This window comes from Microvirga sp. P4_G7, from assembly GCF_056401005.1.
In genome coordinates, this window is the sequence record NZ_JBFUKD010000002.1 from 1 (window position 1) to 17,016 (window position 17,016).

Annotated in this window: 20 protein-coding genes, 1 tRNA gene and 2 pseudogenes; 6 read left to right on the forward strand and 17 right to left on the reverse strand. The window is 60.2% G+C overall.

Annotated elements, in window-relative coordinates; translation table 11 throughout:
• A pseudogene (locus AC1DT3_RS00265) lies at window positions 1–163 on the forward strand (5-aminolevulinate synthase); the annotation flags it as partial.
• 118 nt (window positions 164–281) lie between these two features.
• Window positions 282–356 (forward strand) — tRNA-Thr (locus tag AC1DT3_RS00270).
• Between the two features lie 140 nt (window positions 357–496).
• Here the strand turns inward: AC1DT3_RS00270 and AC1DT3_RS00275 are convergent.
• Window positions 497–721 carry a hypothetical protein gene (locus tag AC1DT3_RS00275; RefSeq protein ID WP_477463212.1) on the reverse strand — a complete coding sequence of 75 codons (225 nt, stop codon included), beginning with the start codon at window positions 719–721 and terminating at the stop codon, window positions 497–499.
• Between the two features lie 734 nt (window positions 722–1,455).
• On the opposite strand from AC1DT3_RS00275, the pseudogene AC1DT3_RS00280 reads away from it, so the two are divergent.
• The 3 genes and pseudogenes from AC1DT3_RS00280 to AC1DT3_RS00290 form a co-directional block, all read left to right on the forward strand.
• A pseudogene (locus AC1DT3_RS00280) lies at window positions 1,456–1,605 on the forward strand (helix-turn-helix domain-containing protein); the annotation flags it as partial.
• 30 nt (window positions 1,606–1,635) lie between these two features.
• Window positions 1,636–1,878 (forward strand): hypothetical protein, encoded by a 243-nt coding sequence (locus AC1DT3_RS00285; RefSeq protein ID WP_477463284.1) that lies wholly within the window; start codon window positions 1,636–1,638, stop codon window positions 1,876–1,878.
• A 378-nt stretch (window positions 1,879–2,256) separates the two neighbouring features.
• Window positions 2,257–3,045, forward strand: coding sequence for a calcium-binding protein (locus AC1DT3_RS00290; protein ID WP_477463213.1), 789 nt, complete (start codon window positions 2,257–2,259; stop codon window positions 3,043–3,045).
• A 4-nt stretch (window positions 3,046–3,049) separates the two neighbouring features.
• Here the strand turns inward: AC1DT3_RS00290 and AC1DT3_RS00295 are convergent, their stop codons facing one another.
• The 15 genes from AC1DT3_RS00295 to AC1DT3_RS00365 form a co-directional block, all read right to left on the reverse strand.
• A complete protein-coding gene (locus AC1DT3_RS00295) occupies window positions 3,050–3,334 on the reverse strand; it encodes a DUF6378 domain-containing protein (RefSeq protein WP_477463214.1) in 285 nt (94 codons plus the stop codon).
• Complete coding sequence (locus tag AC1DT3_RS00300; protein ID WP_477463215.1) at window positions 3,331–3,657, reverse strand: DUF7768 domain-containing protein; 327 nt, start codon at window positions 3,655–3,657, stop codon at window positions 3,331–3,333. The genes AC1DT3_RS00295 and AC1DT3_RS00300 overlap by 4 nt, the downstream gene beginning before the upstream one ends.
• The gene (locus tag AC1DT3_RS00305; RefSeq protein ID WP_477463216.1) at window positions 3,654–4,739 is read right to left on the reverse strand and encodes a hypothetical protein; all 1,086 of its coding nucleotides are present in this window, start codon (window positions 4,737–4,739) and stop codon (window positions 3,654–3,656) included. Before AC1DT3_RS00305 ends, AC1DT3_RS00300 begins: the two co-directional genes overlap by 4 nt.
• A gap of 162 nt (window positions 4,740–4,901) precedes the next feature.
• Complete coding sequence (locus AC1DT3_RS00310) at window positions 4,902–5,279, reverse strand: hypothetical protein (RefSeq protein ID WP_477463217.1); 378 nt, start codon at window positions 5,277–5,279, stop codon at window positions 4,902–4,904.
• Entirely contained in the window at window positions 5,279–5,788 is a 510-nt protein-coding gene (locus AC1DT3_RS00315) for a hypothetical protein (RefSeq protein WP_477463218.1), read from the reverse strand. The genes AC1DT3_RS00310 and AC1DT3_RS00315 overlap by 1 nt, the downstream gene beginning before the upstream one ends.
• The gene (locus AC1DT3_RS00320) at window positions 5,754–6,398 is read right to left on the reverse strand and encodes a hypothetical protein (protein ID WP_477463219.1); all 645 of its coding nucleotides are present in this window, start codon (window positions 6,396–6,398) and stop codon (window positions 5,754–5,756) included. The genes AC1DT3_RS00315 and AC1DT3_RS00320 overlap by 35 nt, the downstream gene beginning before the upstream one ends.
• Window positions 6,399–6,475: 77 nt before the next feature.
• The gene (locus AC1DT3_RS00325) at window positions 6,476–6,817 is read right to left on the reverse strand and encodes a hypothetical protein (RefSeq protein ID WP_477463220.1); all 342 of its coding nucleotides are present in this window, start codon (window positions 6,815–6,817) and stop codon (window positions 6,476–6,478) included.
• Window positions 6,817–8,793 carry a hypothetical protein gene (locus AC1DT3_RS00330; RefSeq protein WP_477463221.1) on the reverse strand — a complete coding sequence of 659 codons (1,977 nt, stop codon included), beginning with the start codon at window positions 8,791–8,793 and terminating at the stop codon, window positions 6,817–6,819. The genes AC1DT3_RS00325 and AC1DT3_RS00330 overlap by 1 nt, the downstream gene beginning before the upstream one ends.
• 25 nt (window positions 8,794–8,818) lie before the next feature.
• Window positions 8,819–9,007, reverse strand: a complete 189-nt coding sequence (locus AC1DT3_RS00335) for a hypothetical protein (protein ID WP_477463222.1) — start codon at window positions 9,005–9,007, stop codon at window positions 8,819–8,821.
• The gene (locus AC1DT3_RS00340) at window positions 9,004–9,468 is read right to left on the reverse strand and encodes a hypothetical protein (RefSeq protein ID WP_477463223.1); all 465 of its coding nucleotides are present in this window, start codon (window positions 9,466–9,468) and stop codon (window positions 9,004–9,006) included. The genes AC1DT3_RS00335 and AC1DT3_RS00340 overlap by 4 nt, the downstream gene beginning before the upstream one ends.
• Complete coding sequence (locus AC1DT3_RS00345) at window positions 9,465–13,364, reverse strand: host specificity factor TipJ family phage tail protein (RefSeq protein WP_477463224.1); 3,900 nt, start codon at window positions 13,362–13,364, stop codon at window positions 9,465–9,467. Before AC1DT3_RS00345 ends, AC1DT3_RS00340 begins: the two co-directional genes overlap by 4 nt.
• 4 nt (window positions 13,365–13,368) lie before the next feature.
• Window positions 13,369–13,779: a hypothetical protein gene (locus tag AC1DT3_RS00350; protein WP_477463226.1), complete on the reverse strand. Its 411-nt coding sequence runs from the start codon at window positions 13,777–13,779 to the stop codon at window positions 13,369–13,371.
• Complete coding sequence (locus tag AC1DT3_RS00355) at window positions 13,772–14,278, reverse strand: DUF1833 family protein (protein ID WP_477463227.1); 507 nt, start codon at window positions 14,276–14,278, stop codon at window positions 13,772–13,774. Before AC1DT3_RS00355 ends, AC1DT3_RS00350 begins: the two co-directional genes overlap by 8 nt.
• Before the next feature lie 4 nt (window positions 14,279–14,282).
• Complete coding sequence (locus tag AC1DT3_RS00360) at window positions 14,283–14,660, reverse strand: hypothetical protein (protein ID WP_477463228.1); 378 nt, start codon at window positions 14,658–14,660, stop codon at window positions 14,283–14,285.
• Window position 14,661: 1 nt separating this feature from the next.
• A complete protein-coding gene (locus tag AC1DT3_RS00365) occupies window positions 14,662–16,584 on the reverse strand; it encodes a tape measure protein (RefSeq protein ID WP_477463229.1) in 1,923 nt (640 codons plus the stop codon).
• A gap of 59 nt (window positions 16,585–16,643) precedes the next feature.
• On the opposite strand from AC1DT3_RS00365, the gene AC1DT3_RS00370 reads away from it, so the two are divergent.
• A complete protein-coding gene (locus AC1DT3_RS00370) occupies window positions 16,644–16,853 on the forward strand; it encodes a hypothetical protein (RefSeq protein WP_477463230.1) in 210 nt (69 codons plus the stop codon).
• Here the strand turns inward: AC1DT3_RS00370 and AC1DT3_RS00375 are convergent, their stop codons facing one another.
• A complete protein-coding gene (locus AC1DT3_RS00375; RefSeq protein WP_477463231.1) occupies window positions 16,854–17,015 on the reverse strand; it encodes a hypothetical protein in 162 nt (53 codons plus the stop codon).
• Window position 17,016: the final 1 nt, after the last annotated feature.

Here is a 17,016-nt window from a genome sequence, read left to right on the forward strand (position 1 = left end):
CAACTACCCGACAGTCCCCCGCGGCGAGGAGCGGTTACGGATCACACCCACCCCCCTCCACACCGAGGCGCATATTGCCGCGCTGGTGTCGGCGCTCGTGGAGGTCTGGAATGCCCTGGGACTCCCCCTCGATCCTAAAGCCGCCGCGGAGGCCGCCGCCTGAGGGCGCGGCCCCTAGCCTGCACGACACTTGTGCCTCTCGGAAACGCCCGAACAAATTTCACATTCAAACTTGCGCCGGCCGTCGCCCTGTGGCACTAACCGGCCCGCTTCAACAGCGCGCTGCCGTAGCTCAGTGGTAGAGCACTCCCTTGGTAAGGGAGAGGTCGAGAGTTCAATCCTCTCTGGCAGCACCATTTAATTTCATTGAAAATCAATTAGTTAGATCATAGGGCAGCTCAAAACTGAGCTGCCAATTTTTGCTCATGCACGCGGAACAAAGCGCGAAAAGTCGTGCAGATCCGTGCAAAATCCGTGCACGTAAATCGGTCTTTGTTCACGTCTCGCGCTGCCACCGATTTCGAAGTCGCTCTTCGATCGCTTCGACGTAGGCTCCGGCCAACGATGGCGGCGCTCCCGGCATATGGAAAGCGCGGTGCGCGTCACGCGCGATCGATAGCAGCATACCCATCGTGACAGGCGAATCGTCGGTGAAGGCTTGGCGTTCTACGCGCACGTCCTCGGTCGCGGCGTCTTGGCGCCGCGTTGCAGCTTCAAACATTTTTGGCAGTCCCCCATGACCCGGCCTGGTGGCCGGGGTTCCCACAGGTTTGCAGACCGATGTACGCGACACCGGCACACCCAAGGGTGTCCCGTGGCCCCGGCCGAAGGGCCGTTGCCGTCGCGTATTGGTCGGGCTGCAAATCCCGGTCCGCGCTCTTTCTGAGCGGACCGTAGGGATATATCACGTTGCGTTCGCCGCCTTCAATTTCGATCCGGCGGGCGGCGCATCAGCAAAAGGACGGGATATCGCAAAAGCGATGGAAACCTAAAATATCGCGCGCAAGGCGCATAGGATAAATTGCTTAAGACTTTGATCTTATCGCGCGGCATCCGCGCTTAGCGGTGCTGTATGAGCAGCCGAGCCGTCTCGCTACTTCCCCGGCCGTCAGGGATGGCTCAGACGCCAACAGCGTGGAGATCGCTTCCCGGAACACCGCAGGCCGCCCCTGCCCGGCCCAGGGGTTCCTCACGCGATCCTCCGCAGCGTCGAGGAGGTTCATTTCGAACCGCCCGTTGTGCCCCGGCATGAACGTTGCCCGGTTGGCCGTGCGGATAAGGTCGATCAACGTGCCGAGCGTGACAACCTGCTCGGAAGGGGTAGAGGCGGCTCTGCTCGTCATTGGTCTCTTTCCACGATTTTCGTTAACTGTGGAAACGGTAATCGTGATTCGCCACAACGTCAATGATAAGCGTGCACGTTGACGAAAATCGTTATTTTGCTAATAAGAAACTATGACAATAACACCGGCACAATCTCGCGCAGCGCGCGGACTCCTTGAGTGGTCTCAAACCGAGTTGGCTACAAGGGCCGGCCTCAGTGAGAGTACGATTCGAGATTTTGAGAAGGGCAGGCGAACGCCTTCTGAATCTAATCTTGATGCTATTGAGCAATGCCTCGTTTCGGGGGGTATCTTGTTTGTGCCCGACGAAGGAAGGGAGGGCGGCCCCGGCGTGCGGTTCAGTTTTGACGTCCGCAGTGCAAAAATCGCCCGCGTCGAACGGCATCTAGCCGCGTATGTCACTTTGGAGAGGGGCCTCGAAAAACTGCTTCTTGACGACGACGAGGAGGACGCGGGAATCAAGTCTATCTTGGATGAGGCCTATCGCGCACGCTGCAAAACGGAAGAGCTTCTTTCCAAGTTGAAGAAAGAGTAGCGATTCGACTCCCTCCCGACTCCGCGTTATGTTCTCTTTTTGTTCACGGGAGAGAGGACATGGACGAGTCGTGGACACTGACGCGCCTACAAGGCGCGGGATGGTCCGACATCGAGGGGTATTGCCCGCACTGCCGCCTTCTGTATGTCAGGCCCATAGACCCTTTGGTCGAGGAATTCGGCAATTTGCCGTTTGGGGAGTTCGCCAGCCGACTGATTTGCCGGGAGTGTTGGGCGCGGATGGAGAATGCCCGCCCCTGCCTGCATGGCTCCGCGAAGTACGAGGCGCCGAAACATCTGAAATGGCCGACTGAAGGTGTCTGGCCGAGCTAGACAGGCCCGATGTTACTCTGGCACTGTCGCGATAGGGAGATAGTCCATGGCCGTAATCAATTGGCAGAAGCCAGAGCAGCGTCTCAATCCACAAACCCAGTCGCGGTACGATGCCGGCTTTGATCTAAGGGAGATCTTTCGCCCGTTCGCGTACATCGAAGATGCGTCGCAATACAGCTTCAAGGCGTTCACGGCGGCAACCACCTATTTCAACATGGCGATCGATAAGTACGTCGGGATTTTCTACGGCTACACCGATGAAATTACCGGCGGCTTTGCAACGTCGCTAACGCGGACGGGGCAAGGAACGATCTCAGATATAAGCATCGACTATAAGGATATAGCTTCCGCCGCCGCGACCGCTAGCAAAACCGACGACATGGCCGTGTGGGAAAAGGCCCTGTCGGGCAACGACACCATTACAGGCACCAAGGTTAACGACCGCCTCGAGAGTTTTGCGGGCGACGACAAGCTAACGGGCGGAGGCGGTGCCGACGTGCTGACGGGCGGCAAGGGAGCCGACACGTTCATCTTTAAGACGACGAAGGATAGCACCGTCGCCGCCAGTGGCCGCGATACGATCTATGACTTTGTTCGGTCACAGAAAGACAAGATCGACGTGTCCGGCATCGACGCCAAATCGAACGTCGCGGGCAATCAAGCGTTCAAGTTCATTGGCGCGCAGCCCTTTCACAACGCGCCCGGCGAGCTTCGTGTCGAGAAGATCAAGGGCGGAGCCTACGTCCACGGCGACGTGAACGGAGATGGGCGAGCCGACTTCAGTATCTTCTTGAAAAGCATATCCGCGTTGACGAAGGCGGATTTCATCCTCTGAAGAATCAAGCGGCTTGCGCCACCTCCCCGGCGCAAGCCATGTATCCCGCAGCATCGACGTAGTCGTCGAGGTTCAGCGCGCCGCTCTGCGTCCTGGCGAGCTTCATGGCCGCCATCATATGCCCTACGTCGACCGCCGTCAGCGGCGCGGACTGATCGCGCCGGATGCTGAGATACGCATTCCACATGGCGGCAATCCGATTGAAGTTGTCCGCCTTCTGGCCGTGCTGCCTATCGCGGTCACCGCCGACGAGGTCCGCGGCCTTCGCTGCAATTTCGTGCGCTCTCATTCACCGATGTTCCTAAATTCAACTGCGATGCCTCGGGATGAGGCCCACTCAATTCCTGTCTTCATGCCGTCGCTGATCCCGCGATCAGCGTAGACGACACACCGCTCTGCCTGAGCCGCCCAAGCGAGCCCCGCCAGCATGCCGGCGTCGCGCTCCTCCTGCCGGCTGTCGTCTAATACTTGCGTGTAGAGAAGGTGAGACGCGAAAGGCGCCTCCCCCCGGTCCAGGCTGTCTTTGACTGCACGACGGGCATATTCGACGTTCGCACTCACATCGCCAGCGTAGGGCGATTCCAGAACAATCAGCTTTCGCACGAGCCTCATGCCGCCTCCTTCATGTTGTCGTTTGCTGGCCGGGGGAGATTGACCGTCAGCCGGTCCACCTCGCCAAGATCTTTATGCATGGTGATGCTGACCGCAGAACGCGGCGACACATACCCGCTCGCCGCATGCCAAGCGTCCTTTGCAGCGAGAGTGTTGAAACTCTCGGCCCGAACACCGCCGCCGGACTTCACGCGGTCGTGGTGCACGTGGCCGGTATAGGCGTAGCGGAATTCCGTCGCGCCCCAATCCTTCGGCCAGTTGGCCGCCATGAACCCGGCCATGTCGCCCATCTTCAGCATGTCGCCATGCGTCGCTGAAATCATGACCTTGCCGAACCGGTGGACGAAGAAGCGGCCGGGGTCCGTGTCGACTGTGACGCGAGGATTGTCTCGGAACCATGCGGCAAGCGCGATGGCGAGCATCAACGACGTTTCGTCGTCGTGGTTTCCAGGGAGCTTTCTATAGGTAACACGCTCGTGTTTCTGGAGCGCAAGCTCGATGCACTCGACGGCGAGTTCAACGCCGACCTGCAGGACGCGGGCATAGCGTGAGTCCACGTCCAGCGGGTTGCCGCTGCGCTTCGTCTGGTTGCGACTGTCGTCCGCGTGAAAATAATCGCCTAGATCGAGCACAAGCGCGGTACGCGAATTGGCTGAGCGCGCCACGAGATTCGCCACCGACCGACGCAGGAGATCTGCGGCGATCTTCAAATCGTAATCCGCGCCGGTCTCTCTGCCCCAGGCATACAGCCCGAGGTGCAGATCAACGATCGGATAGACCGTGAGAAGATCATCGTCGGTGTAGCTCGGCGCCGGCGGCAATACAGCTCGCCCCGCATATCCCGCGAATGCTGCCTCGATGGCCTCGCGGGTTGCGTCTTGCTTCCCGTCGTCGCGCGTCTTCACCCACTGCTGAATGACGCGGTTGTCAGCATCGACGAGGGCCGAAACGCCCTTGACCGAATGACCGGCCGGGACAGCAAAGACGTCGCCGTGCTCCTTGGTCTGTTTGATCCACGCGTCGCCCTCTTTCGAGGCCACGGACTTAACCGCAAAGCCCGGAAGCACAGGCTTGTACCCCATCAGGCCACGCTCGGCTGCACGCGCTAGCCGGTGGCGCAGCGTCGACTCGCTCACCCCCAGAGACTGCGCGGCATCTACGGTCGTTGCGTGCGCCGCGCGCGCCTCTACGGCAGCAGTCAATATCTCGTCTGAAAGCGGAGGTGTTGGCACCTGGCTTCTCTCCTACCGTGTTGCAAGCGTCTTGATGATGGCGTCGCCAATCGTCTCAAGACGCCCGCTGATTTGTTCGAGCCGCTGGACGATGCGATCCATGCCGACATTGGTTCTGCGCTCGGTGTCCGCGAGTTCTTGTTTCGTGGAATAGGTCTTGGCGACCTCTTCGCGAAACTCGGCATGCAGCGCCTTCATTTCTATGTGCGCGGCATTGACGGCGATCTCGAACTGCTCGAGTTCCTTCTTGATGCGCAGCTGCTCAACACCGTGATTGTGGATGTCGCGCGCTTGGCTCCCGAGCTTGAAAATCCATCCGCCGAATCCGACAGCGGCGAGGCCAAGCGCGAGAAGGGTCGCTGGCGATATGACGTTCGACCACTCCAGCATTACTTGGACGCCTTGGCTTCAGCGATCGCCCGGACGGCATCACCGGAGCGCTTCGAGCCGGCAGACGAGCCGAGCCAGTAGGACATCGCCCGCGTGAACTCCGCCGACAGCGCACCGAACAGAACCATTGCGACGTTGGAGTCCGGGACTTGCTTGAACAGCAGCGCATAGGTCAGGCCGATAAAGCCGACCGTCACCAATCCAGTAAGAACAGCCGGCGCCCAAGCCATAGCGCTACCGGCCTGCGCCAACTCGACGGTCTGACGTCGAGCGTCCTGAATGTCGGCGATCTGCGCTTGAAGTTGCGCGCTCTCCTCCGTGAGGCGAGCCTTGAAAGCCTCGAGCTGAACAGGGCTATTGATCGCCGCCTCGATGGCCTGCGGATTATCAGAACCAAAAGCCTCGCGCGCAACTTTCGCGCTAACCTCGACGAGATCCTTCGTCTTACCACTCTTGAAAGCGGCTCCTAGAAGGTCAGGAGCGACCTTGAACAGAAGGTCTAAAAGCATCGTAGAGTCCTTTGAGGAGCGTAACAAAAAACCCGCTCGAGGCGGGTCCGGTGGAGAGGGGTGTGGTTGATGCGGGTTTTGGAGGTGCGGCCGCTTGGCTCGCTAGGATGGCAACAAGGAACTTCCGATAGTATCCGGCAATGGCTGCCGCTTTGTCCGTGCCGTTGACAATTCGGCGCGCATTCACCGCGTCGAACTCCGGCCCGTCGTAGTCAGCAAGCTTCCGCCCGGTCCAAATTCCCTCGAGGTGCCCAATGATTGTCACCTCTGCGTCGATCGCGTCATCGAGGAGCAAGTCAGGCTGCTTTACGAATGGTCGTGAAAATCGCTCTTGGAGTCGCCGGTAGTTTCTCTCCCAGGTGTTCTGAATGCGCCCACGACCGTAGTAGGAAACACCGTTGACCGGCAGAGCATAGTTCGTGCTGATCTTCTTTGCCTTGTAGAGAGCAGCAACGGTAGAGCGCGCCGCCGCGTCAGTCCTGGCAAATCCTTCACGCACGGGGACCATCCGCCGGCCCGTCTCGTGAAAGACACCAGCAAGGATATAAGCAAGGTGCTCGTCTTTGCCGGTTGGTGCCAACCGCTCCCATGCGTCGAGGAGCGTCGACACTCCCCTCACTTGCTCGTCTGTAAGTCGGCCACCAAAGAGCGGTGACCGCACAGATCCAAAGAACACTGCGCGATTGATCATGCCTCGCCTCCCGAGGACGGCTCAAGAACTTCAGCGGCGCGCTCTTGTCCGAACGCCTGTTCGCACGCCGCCACAAGATCAGGATAGAAGTCGTCCTGATCGGAGATATAGGCGGCGCTGTCGAATAGGGCCGCCAATCGCGGAGGAAACTGGGCACGAATGGCTTCGTAGATTGGGAACTCAGCGTCTGTCAGGCGCCGGAAGATGTCGCCCTTGTATGTGATCCTCGGGAAGACAAGCGGCGGGGCCGCTGCTATGGAAGCTGCGAGTTCCGCAAGCAACTCCGGAGTTGCGTCCCTAAGAACGCCATCAGTCACGATCTGCGGTGTCATCGTCATCACACGAGCCCTCTCAATGAATAGCGCGTCGATTTGATATTCACGCCCGTGTCGACGAACATGCGAAGTTTCTGCGCCCGATTTGAATTGACTGCGCTCGATGGAAACAGCGACATCAATTCCAACACACGAGTGGTCGTTGTCGCATCTGAGTAGCCCCAGGATTCGCTCATGATCTGCGGCCGGGTTGTGTCGAGCCCAGGGAAGATAGTCGCGCGGGCGCTAAAGCCGATCGTTGAGTCCGAGGTGTAAGACATGCCCGACAGGAACGCGAAGGTCGCCGCCGTCTGTGTGAGCGTGGTCGGATTTGCGGACCCGTTGGCGAAAATCAGGGTGTTGAGATGTGTCGCCGCCGTGATGTACGTCGTGCCGTCGTAAGATATCTGTCCGACCAGATTCACACCGGCGGTAGATGCGGACTGTATGGTCTGAAGATCGAGCGCAAAGCGAGTGTATCCGGCGGGCAAGGTGAGTTCGACGGTGGCAACGTTCGTCGCGAGGGCAGAAAGAATAACAGGCTCTCGGTCCAACCATACCGCGGTCCAAGAAGAGCCAAGACTAACGAAGCGACAGGCCTGCTTTGCGAAAAGAGACGCGAACGGGGGTGTCGATGATGTGCCCGGTGAGAGGCTGATGCTGCCAAGTGAGTCATTTACGACAACAAAGCTGAAGCCGGCTGGTGCGGCAGACATCGCCGGAAACGTCAGTGACGCACCTGGGATCGTACACAAAAACAACTTGCCATTGTCGGCACCGGTGACGGTAGCCGAAGATGTCACGGTGACGGTCAGGAACGGATTTAGGTTCCCGGTGTCCCAAGGCGTCTTGCTTTCAAACAGATTGCTGCGCGCGGCAGCCTTGTTCGGAAGGTCGGATAGATTGTTGGTCCTGATGAGGGCGCCGCTCGCGTCGATCGCTGCGGCCGACCAAGCTCCTGAAACCCTGATTTTCAGCCCAACCGATCCAGTTGACTGATAGTAGGTGTCGCCGTCCTGTATCGCGGAGCCGTCCGGCCGCGTCGTAGGTTCGGTCGTGTACGAGCCATAGTAGATATTCTTGAAGCTCGCGAGAGAGGCTGCGGCGCCCGCCTCTGACGTTGCGGCGTTGGTTGCGGACGTTGCCGCGGCGGTTGCCCGGTTGGCTGCCGTCGTTGCCGATGTCCCCGCATTTGACGCGCTCGTTGCCGCCGCACTCGCCCGCCCTTGCGCGAAGGTTGCGCGCTCTTCGGCGACGGCCTGCGCCGCTTCGGCTGCCGTCTTTGCGGTGCCGGCTGAAGATGCGCTCGTAGCGGCCGCAGACGCAGACCCGGCCGCCGCAGAGGCAGAGCCCGCCGCAGCTGTCTGTGAAGCGCTCGCCTCTCCCGCCTTGGTCGTCGCCGTGCTGGCGGAGCCTGCCGCCGATGCCGCAGAGGCCGAAGCCTCGCCCGCCTTCGTCGTGGCCGTCCCGGCGTTGGCAGACGCTGACGTTGCTGACGCCGCAGCGGCGGCGGCTGCTGCAATCGCCTCTTGGGTGCTGGCGGCCTGGTCGGCCTGTAGCCTCTGACCAATCGACCAGTCGCCTGCCCCTGGTCCAGTCTTCACATAGAGCAAGAACGGGTTTACGTCGGTTCGCAGGTATAGAAAGCCTGCCAATTGGGTGTTGTACTGATCGCGCTGCGCAAGTGTGCCCGCGGCGTCCGGCTTCAACGGCAGGCCGCCGTCAATCTTGCGGATCAAGTCGGTGATCAGTGTGTTCGTGGTGACGGGAGAATTCCAGTAGTCGCCGGTTTTGGAGATTGCCCATCCCGCGAGATTGGTGCCGGTCGCACCCGGCCACGGTTCCCGCAACTGAAGCTGCGAAGTCGAGATCTGCGCTGCAATCTCCACAGCGAGCCCGTTGAGCAGGAACAGATCGCCCTCTGCTGCGACGAACTGAGTCAATTCGCCCACGACTAGAGAGCTGCCCGCCGTGACGGCGACAGTATTTGGATCGGCCATTGTTGCCTCAGATTTGGTGTTGTCGTTAGGGCTTCTTAAAGCGGGCCTTGACGGCCTCGCAGGCCTCAACCCATGCGCGTGTCTCTGCCGGAATTGGCTTGCCGTCCATGATGGCCCGGAAGCCCTTTTGGATGGCGTCAAGCGCGTCTCCGGGGCGTTCGTACCCAAGCGCGCGGTGAAGTCGATAGTCGGTGTTGTGGCGGAGCTTCTTCATGCGACCACAACCTCGAATTCGCCGGGGAGGTGGGGGACGGAGAGAACGCGCACTTGGTAGGATCCAGCATGGTCGAAAGCGAGTTCGACGGACTTGGCGTTTTCTTCGTACACGGTCGGAGCCCCAACCGGGTTCGAGATTTCGATCCGACAGGGGCGCGGCAAGTTCCGAAGAACTACGCCATCCAAAGACGCTGGACAGGGCGCCTTCTCGACAACCGCCAGCGACTCTACGTCGACGAAATGCGTGTCGAAGTGGCCGCGTTCTTTCAGATAGCGGCCCGCTCCCGCCTGCTCAAGATGGTTGATCCCTGCGAACGACATCTCACCCGCTTCGAGGATTTCACCGGTAAGAGGATTGAACCGGACAAACGGTGTCGTAACAAACCAATTAAGATTGTTACCGGCCCGATCGGTATTGACCGGGCCGGTGAACTTCGCAGGATCTTTAGGACTTGTCATTTTGAAAGCTCCGTCACCTTGAGCATCACGCCGCCCGCCGTTTGGTTGTGAGTGGTCTTGAGCGTGTAAGTTCGGCTTCCGGCGGCGGCTGAAGTATCCAGAAAGGTGATAGGTGTAGGGAGAAACCAGACGAAGGTAGGCAGCCCCGCGTTGCTGTCTAAGCCGTATGACGTCCAAACATCCTCGACCGGGGTGCCGTCCTTCAGGATCTGGACTAGTCCCGCGAATATGGTTCCGTTCTGGTTATATTGCGTCGCGGGGTTCCCGTTGAATACACCCTCTACTAGAACCTTTGAGTTGGCTCGGGCGAAGATGGTAACGCTCGTTTCCTTTCCGCTCGATGTGGACCTCACTGAGTTCGACACCGCACCGTTCGCAATGTTGAGATTGTCAACGGTCAGGTTCTTGATGTGGGCACCCTCGATAAGGGCGGTGCCAATCTGAGCCGAGTTTGTGAGAAGCGCCGCTGTCTTGATGAGCTTCGCCGCGGTAATCGTATCGTCGACGATGAGGCTTCCGCGCATCCTCATTGTGAAGATCGCACCGCCGCCGGTCTGCTGGACACCCTCAATCGTGAAGCCGCCCGTCACGCCGTCGATCGTTCCAGTGACGCCCCATTTGACCGCAATGCCGTCAATCGATGCGCCATAGGTTGTGAGCGTTGCAGTGTGCCCACCAACGGTCGTCTGCAAGACGCCGATAGAAGACGCAAGCGCCCCGTCGCCGTTGACTCGGGCAGTGATTTCTTGCGTCAACCGCGCACTCTCGGTTCCGAGAGTGGCGCTCATCGTCAAGATATCCTGAGCTAATGCACTATCGGCCGTAGAACGAGCCGTTGTTTCCTGCGTGATCGCCGCCTCGGCGCTTCCCATACGAGTGAGTAGCGTCGTGATCTGCTGGGCTAGCGCCTCGTCCTCGTTGACGCGAACTCTGGTTTCCTCTTGGATTGCCGCCATCGCATTGCCGATAGCAACCTTGATGAGGTTCCGCGCCTCATAGGAAGTTCCCGCCTCGGTGGCGGCAGCGTTCGCCAGTTCGTCGACCTTGTCCTGCAGCTTCTTGAGGTTGCCACGGATTGTCTCGTCGCCAAGCTTTGCAATGCTGGCGATATCCTTTTTGACTTGCGCCGCAAGGTTCTCCAGCTCGATCAGCAAATCAGCGAAGACATCACTGATCAAAGGCTTGAAGAGCGTCGCCGATGTCAATTGATACTCAGACGGAACGCCTTTCGTGTTGATCGCCTGAGCGCGAATCCGAAGGGTGGAATTGTCACCCTCTTTGAACTTGACCGTCTTGCTGCCTTCAGTGGCGGCTCCGTTGTGGATCCGCACCCAAGGTCCGTCTGTGCCATAGGCCATCCAGACGCGGTACAGATTACAACCTCGAGCGCGTCCGACCGTCCAATCAAGGACAAGCGAAGTGCTCTTCTGCACGACCTGTGCACGCACATAAGGCAAGACAGGCGCAAGGTCCGCCTCGTCGAGGAGGACCTGCTTGATCGGCGGAGCTGGCGGAACTTGCTCGCCTAGAACCGTCCAAACTTCCGGCGCGTCGTAGACCGCAACGACTTGCGCGCGGTCCGCCCCATCCGGTTTAGCAGAGCGGATAATATAGGGGCGATTCACCTCGCTGAGCGTGCCTATAAGCACCGTCACCGGTAGCCGGCGGCGATCCTTCACGAACAGGCTCGCCAGCGTCCGGCCGGTAAACTGCTCAATCGTTTGCACGTCGCCGGCATCGAGGATGATTGTGCGTGCGGCGGCGCCTGCCGAAACCGCGACCGGACCCCAAACCTGCCCCATCTCATCGCGAATGACGATGTGAGCGCTGGCTGGTAGGGTGAAGTCCTCCTTGAGCGTTAGCGTAAGGCCTGCGCGGTTTTCGACGCCGGCAGCCTGAGTCTGGTCAATGAACCACGACTCGACCCGAGCCGGGTCGTTGCGGTTGAAGATCCTTCCGAACCTTTCCGTCGTGAAGGAGCGACTTTCACGTCGGTAGAAGGCGGAGGCTGCATACCATTGCGCGAGGCGGTAAGCGTGCTTGTGGTCGGAGACGCCAAAGAACTGCATCCGCACAGGGGTGTTCGTCACCGCGCCGATAGTGGCGCGAACCTCTGCCCGGCGGTTCGGATCCCCGTCGACATTGTATTCGCCGATGACGTCGGAATCACCGTTGGACATGTCGAGGTCGAAGTCGACGCCCGACGTATCCTTGACGATCTGCCTGCGCGTGATGACGTGACCGCCGAATTGACGGGGCTCGTCGCGAGTCATCGACCACGTGTCGCCGATCAGCGTCGGCTCCGCCCGGATGACGCCGAGCACAGTCGAGGCCGCTTCGAAGACAGAGACCGGGCCACGGATGGCGCCGTCGAACGTATCTTGCTCCGTCAGCGTCGTGTCATAGTGCTCGAAAGTGGCGAGGTCGATAGTTTGCGTGGCGTAGCCGCCACCGTAGACTGTGTTCCGGAGAACGTCGAGCGCACACCACACCGCCTTGCGGGTTGGCTGCATGACGAAAGAATTGCCGACACGAACCGGAAGGATCGAAGTCGTTTCAACCCACACGTCCGAGAACGTCATCGAATTGCCGAGCGCCTCCGCGGACACGCGGATTGCGATCTCGGTGACGTCCGGCCGGGTCGGCTCATTGAAGAGATGCGCCCGCAGGCCGTCCCACATGATTGTGTTGACGGTTTCGACGCCAGGAATGCCGCTGTCCTTCGGCTGCGTGTTTTGTGCGCGAACGGAGTAGCGGCCCATGGGTACCGTCTTGAAGACGGTATAACGCAGAGGGTCCGTTGACATCGGCGTGTTGGACGCCTGGTGTTGCTCGATGTGGAGCGCCTGCCAGGGGCCGGTCGGGTTGCCGTCTTCGTCAATCGGCGCGTATTCCCATTTTGCGCTCCACGTCGCGGGCAATTGCCCTGACGACTTCTCGCGTGTGGAATAGACGCCTTGCGGCAAGGAAAAGTCGAGCTGGATCTTGCTTGTCTGAACGCCTGCGTCCGTAACAGGGAACGGTCCGGCGACATTGACCGGGTCCTCCGGCCGCGGGAGTTCCGTGCCGCTAACGTTGTCAGAGGAGACCACCGCGCCGGGCACCAAGGCTGATGGCTGGCCGGGGGTGATGAATTCCACCTGAGCGCCCGTGAAAGGCGCGTGGAGCCCATGCCCTTCGCTCCAGAACGGTGCCTGGCCGACCCGGATGGAATGAGTCTGATATTTACCCGCACCGACCGTCAGACGCTTGAATAAGATCTGGTCGTCGCCGTCGTAGATGAAATAATCCGGCTGCGAGAGGTCCGGTTGCGACCACATGCGCCCGTAATTGACCGGAATGCGGTCGCCGCGCCGAGGAAGATTGCCGCCACCTGAAACGCCGAAGAGCTTCTTGCTGTCGGTCGGTGTGTTGGCCTTGGCTTGCGTGGCCTTCGACAGGAAGTAACCGACGCCGGCGACGAGACCGGCCGCCACCACCTTACCAGCTATCGTCAGACCGGCGGTCGTTCCGAGAACGCCGCCCATCCCTACCATGGGGGCCAGCGCACCAATGAGATAGGGCGCCGCAACTGCGAGGGCAATCATAGCCACGGCGGCCCCGATGGCCTTGCCGCCTCCCCCGCCGCCCTTCCCGCCCATCGCTCCGCCGAGCGGCAGATATGTGATGATGACCGTATCGCGCGGCCCTACTAGCGTGTCCTTCCATTGCTTGCGAAGGCGCACGGTGGCGTTGGACGGGAACAACTCATCGCCCTCGCGATGGACCGACACAATGCACGGCCGCCCCTTTTGACGGCGCGCGGCAATCGTCGAGAGACGGCGACGACGGGGCGCAAGGGTCTCCGGCTGCCGTAGGTCTTCACCAACGTCATTGCGATAGACAAGCAGGGTCATGTGATCAATCAGTCAGAGGAATGAACCAGCGCGGCACCCAGCCGCGGACTCTTTCAAGCTCGATCAGGCGATCGAGGACGACGCCGTGCGGTTCGTCGGTATGGAGCACTCGACCGCCTTGGACCGCGAGATAAACGCCGGCGTGTTCGAGATGGGACGGGTTGCCGCCTTGCCGAGACATGCGCACGATCGCGCCATGCTGTGGGACGTCAGTTTCTTGCCACCCGTGAGAGGCGGCATCAGCCGACATCATGGCAGCGCGAGTTTCGCGGGTCGGCACGCCGACCGGGCCGATGGGGACGTCGCGGCTGAATAGATCGCTCTGGACCTGCCGGACAAGCGCCCAACAATGCAGGCCGCGGCGCTCCCAAGGTTTGTTCAGGAGTTCCGCGACGTAGCTATGAAGGTCATGCACCGTGAAGCGCCTTGTACTTGTCCATGGAATAAGTCAGGCGCGGGAATGCCTGCGTATCGTGCTTGGAAGACGGCTCAAGCGTGCCAACCGCAGCGGTCGGCGTGAGTGACACTTTCGTCAGAAGCATGCCGCCCCGGACCTCGCCCGGCGCCGATAGATCGCTCGCGACATAGCCGCGATATTTGACGGTAAGCGGTGTCCCGGCGTTGATGGCTTCATAGAGATAGGGAGGCAGCTTCGACGAAATATTCTCAATTCGAAGCTGGCCGGTTGTTTGGCCGTCGTCGTCGAACCCCATCAGCGTCAGCGACACGCCGAGCGCTTGGAAAAGCGCATTTCCGCCGCCACCGCCAAGCGGCAGAGTCATATCCGCGTCGGCATTGGTGACAATGCGGATAGGTGTCGCGAACGTGGCGTGGTCAAGTTCCAGCGTGTCGAGGATATCGTCCTCGATATCGGGATCGGCATAGGCCTCGATTGCGGCGTCGGTCAAAGACATGGAATCACCAATCGAAAACGAGGAGGCTGAAAGAGATCACGAAACCAGCGCCTAGCTTTTCGGCGGTATACGTCCCGTTCTCGAACATGACTTCGCGGGTTGGGTAGCATCCGCCGGCCGGCGTATAGACCGGCATCGTGAAGCGCGCCGAGCCATCGGCGAGCGTTGTCTTGTGGAATTGGCGGAAAGTGTTGAATTCAGCAGGCGTTCGGAAACGGATTTGGTATGCCAGCTTGGAGCGGTTGCCAATGCCGGAGCGGCGAGCCAAAGGCGGACCGTCTTCGAACTCGGTCCACACAGGCGGACGGGTCGCCTCCGCAACGCGAAAGCTTCCCGAAAGCGGCTTGTAGTTGAGCCCAGCGGGCCAGACTGGAAGTGCCATTCTAACCCCTCAATGCTCGCCCACCGGCACGCGCCGTTGAGGCCTTGTACAGCGCCCCGTGCCCGCGGCTTGCGCGGTCGCCGAGCGCGCCCTCAAGCATGGGGATAATGACGTCGACGCCGCCGTCGGATCGCCGCTGCGTCTGTGTCTCGACGCCGGCCTCGTTGATGACGTTGACTTGCACCGGAGAGCCACCGCCCCGGCCGTGTGGAATAATCCGGCCGGGTGATGTCGGAACGAAGGTCTCGCGGCCGCTCTCGCCCACGGTGTAGGGCTGACCTGCTTTGACCGGCCCGCCCGAAGCCTTGCCGGGGGCGAACAGGCTGCTTAGCAGGTTGCCGATTCCGCCACCGCCTGCGCCGCCCGTCCCGGTACTGAACAGATTGGAGAAAACGCTCTCGATCCCCTTAGATGCGAAAGTCTTCAAAAGTCTTCGACCAACCTCGTCCAGTTTCTCACCCTCGACAATCGCGTCGGTGAAGGCGCCTGACAATGTGGTCCCGAGATCTTGGATTGCGCCCGCGACTTGTTCTTGCGCGTCCCTGGCATCTTCGATCGCCTGCGTTGCTTCGCCGTACTTCGTCGCCATGGCGTCGATATCGGAGAGCATCTGCGGCGTAAGATTGACGTTGGCCTTCTTCGCCGCCTCGAGGAGTCGGAACGAAGCTTCTGCCTTTGCGACGTCGCCGGCAGATTTTCCAACCGTCGCACGCTCGGCTTCAAGTGCCCGTGTGCGTTCGCCAATCTGTTCTATTTCGCGCTGGTATTCGTTCTCGCGCTGGCTAGATGATTTGCCGCCTCCGCTCTTGTCACCGGGGAGCTTGAAGTCCGCATTCTTGACCGGATCGATCTTTGGAAAGAACCGCTGAACGCCGCGCTGGTCGTCCACTGCAGCCTGGCTGGTACGAGCAGCAGCGTCGACCTTGATGTCGGTGACGCCATTCATGCCGGCAAGTCCGACAGCATCCAGTCCGTTGTAAATCTTACGCCAGACCGAATTGTTGCCGATCTCGGTCATCTTGGTGGAGAGGCTGTTTAATGCCTCCATAGCGCCCGGGACTTTGTCGGCGATAGACGCAATCGCTTCCGCGACTCCGCTGAAGGATTCGCCAGCGTTCTTTGATGCTCCTGTCGCTTCGTCCAACTTACCGATCAGGTTGACCAGGGCGTCGCGGGTCTTGCCCATGCCTTGCGACATCGTCGCACTTGCGGAGGCTGACTTTGCCTCGATTACAGGCATCCCGGCCAGGAAGGCTCGAAAGAAAGCCTCGGATGAAACCTTGCCGTCCTTCACAAGCGCGGTGAGCTTCGAAACTGACCCGCCCGCCTCAACCATGCCCGCGGCAACAGCTTCCAGAACCGGGCGCGCGCCGTCTATGAGACTGTTGTACTCCTCGGCCTGTACCTTGCCGCCACTTAGGGCCTGCGAGAGTTGCAGCAGCGCGCCGGAGGCTTCTTGTGCGGAGGTACCGGAGATCCGCAGTGCCATGCCGACGCCTTCGGTCACGCGAAGAATTTCGGGGCCGGTGGCGTTCAAGTCTTTCTGAGCGGCGCTTACCCGCCCGTAGAGCGTCGCCATCGCCTCCAGGGGCGCCGACTGACGCTGCGAAATGGCATAGATCGCGTCGTATGTGCTCTTGAGCTTTTCGCCTTCGAGGCCTGTGACTTTGAGGGCGTTCTGCACACGCGTGTAGGAGTCCGCAAGTTGTGCGATCTCGCGCACGGAAACGCCGGCAAGAATACCCGCAAAGCCCGCCTTAAGACGGGCCGCGCCGCCGCCGATAATGCCATCGAGACGGCGCATGGATGCCGATGCGCTTCGCTCGACTGACTTCATGGCCGAATCCGTTACCTGACGGGTCCGGGCCATCTCCTTCTCATACTTCTTGATGTTCGCCTCAAGGACGACCGTCAGGCGTTCCATGTCTGTTGCCAATTCGGCCTCTCAGCGTGTAAATCTTCCCAAACAAACGGGAGGGGTCCATGGCTAAAGGGTTGCTGCGCTTTTTCGGCGTTATCAGCGTTCTGTGCGGATTTGTTGCCATCGGGGCGAGCTTTCTCGCCGGAAGCGCGATGCTCGTAACCTTGCCATGGGGCATAGGAATGCTGTTGGCGGGGGCGCCGCTATTAGGCTTCGCTTATGGCCTCGAGTTGCTCGAAGACATCGTGCGGAATACGGCGCCCCGCGCCTAACTATTCAATGCGATCAGGAAACGCGTCGTAGACGTCGCTTGCCGCCTGGAAATCAGCGTCGCTCATTTCCTTGCCTTCCTCGCCGCCGTGAGCGCGATCCCAGCCGTCCTTGCACGCAAGGAACTGCCAGATGCTCATCTGGTCGACGATCGGCGGCGACATT

Coding starts and splice junctions, on each gene's coding strand:
- AC1DT3_RS00275 (WP_477463212.1), bottom strand. CDS start 721: ATGTTTGAAGCTGCAACGCGGCGCCAAGACGCCGCGACCGAGGACGTG.
- AC1DT3_RS00290 (WP_477463213.1), top strand. CDS start 2,257: ATGGCCGTAATCAATTGGCAGAAGCCAGAGCAGCGTCTCAATCCACAA.
- AC1DT3_RS00295 (WP_477463214.1), bottom strand. CDS start 3,334: ATGAGAGCGCACGAAATTGCAGCGAAGGCCGCGGACCTCGTCGGCGGT.
- AC1DT3_RS00300 (WP_477463215.1), bottom strand. CDS start 3,657: ATGAGGCTCGTGCGAAAGCTGATTGTTCTGGAATCGCCCTACGCTGGC.
- AC1DT3_RS00305 (WP_477463216.1), bottom strand. CDS start 4,739: ATGGGGTACAAGCCTGTGCTTCCGGGCTTTGCGGTTAAGTCCGTGGCC.
- AC1DT3_RS00310 (WP_477463217.1), bottom strand. CDS start 5,279: ATGCTGGAGTGGTCGAACGTCATATCGCCAGCGACCCTTCTCGCGCTT.
- AC1DT3_RS00315 (WP_477463218.1), bottom strand. CDS start 5,788: ATGCTTTTAGACCTTCTGTTCAAGGTCGCTCCTGACCTTCTAGGAGCC.
- AC1DT3_RS00325 (WP_477463220.1), bottom strand. CDS start 6,817: ATGACGATGACACCGCAGATCGTGACTGATGGCGTTCTTAGGGACGCA.
- AC1DT3_RS00330 (WP_477463221.1), bottom strand. CDS start 8,793: ATGGCCGATCCAAATACTGTCGCCGTCACGGCGGGCAGCTCTCTAGTC.
- AC1DT3_RS00335 (WP_477463222.1), bottom strand. CDS start 9,007: ATGAAGAAGCTCCGCCACAACACCGACTATCGACTTCACCGCGCGCTT.
- AC1DT3_RS00340 (WP_477463223.1), bottom strand. CDS start 9,468: ATGACAAGTCCTAAAGATCCTGCGAAGTTCACCGGCCCGGTCAATACC.
- AC1DT3_RS00345 (WP_477463224.1), bottom strand. CDS start 13,364: ATGACCCTGCTTGTCTATCGCAATGACGTTGGTGAAGACCTACGGCAG.
- AC1DT3_RS00355 (WP_477463227.1), bottom strand. CDS start 14,278: ATGTCTTTGACCGACGCCGCAATCGAGGCCTATGCCGATCCCGATATC.
- AC1DT3_RS00360 (WP_477463228.1), bottom strand. CDS start 14,660: ATGGCACTTCCAGTCTGGCCCGCTGGGCTCAACTACAAGCCGCTTTCG.
- AC1DT3_RS00365 (WP_477463229.1), bottom strand. CDS start 16,584: ATGGAACGCCTGACGGTCGTCCTTGAGGCGAACATCAAGAAGTATGAG.
- AC1DT3_RS00370 (WP_477463230.1), top strand. CDS start 16,644: ATGGCTAAAGGGTTGCTGCGCTTTTTCGGCGTTATCAGCGTTCTGTGC.
- AC1DT3_RS00375 (WP_477463231.1), bottom strand. CDS start 17,015: ATGTCGCCGCCGATCGTCGACCAGATGAGCATCTGGCAGTTCCTTGCG.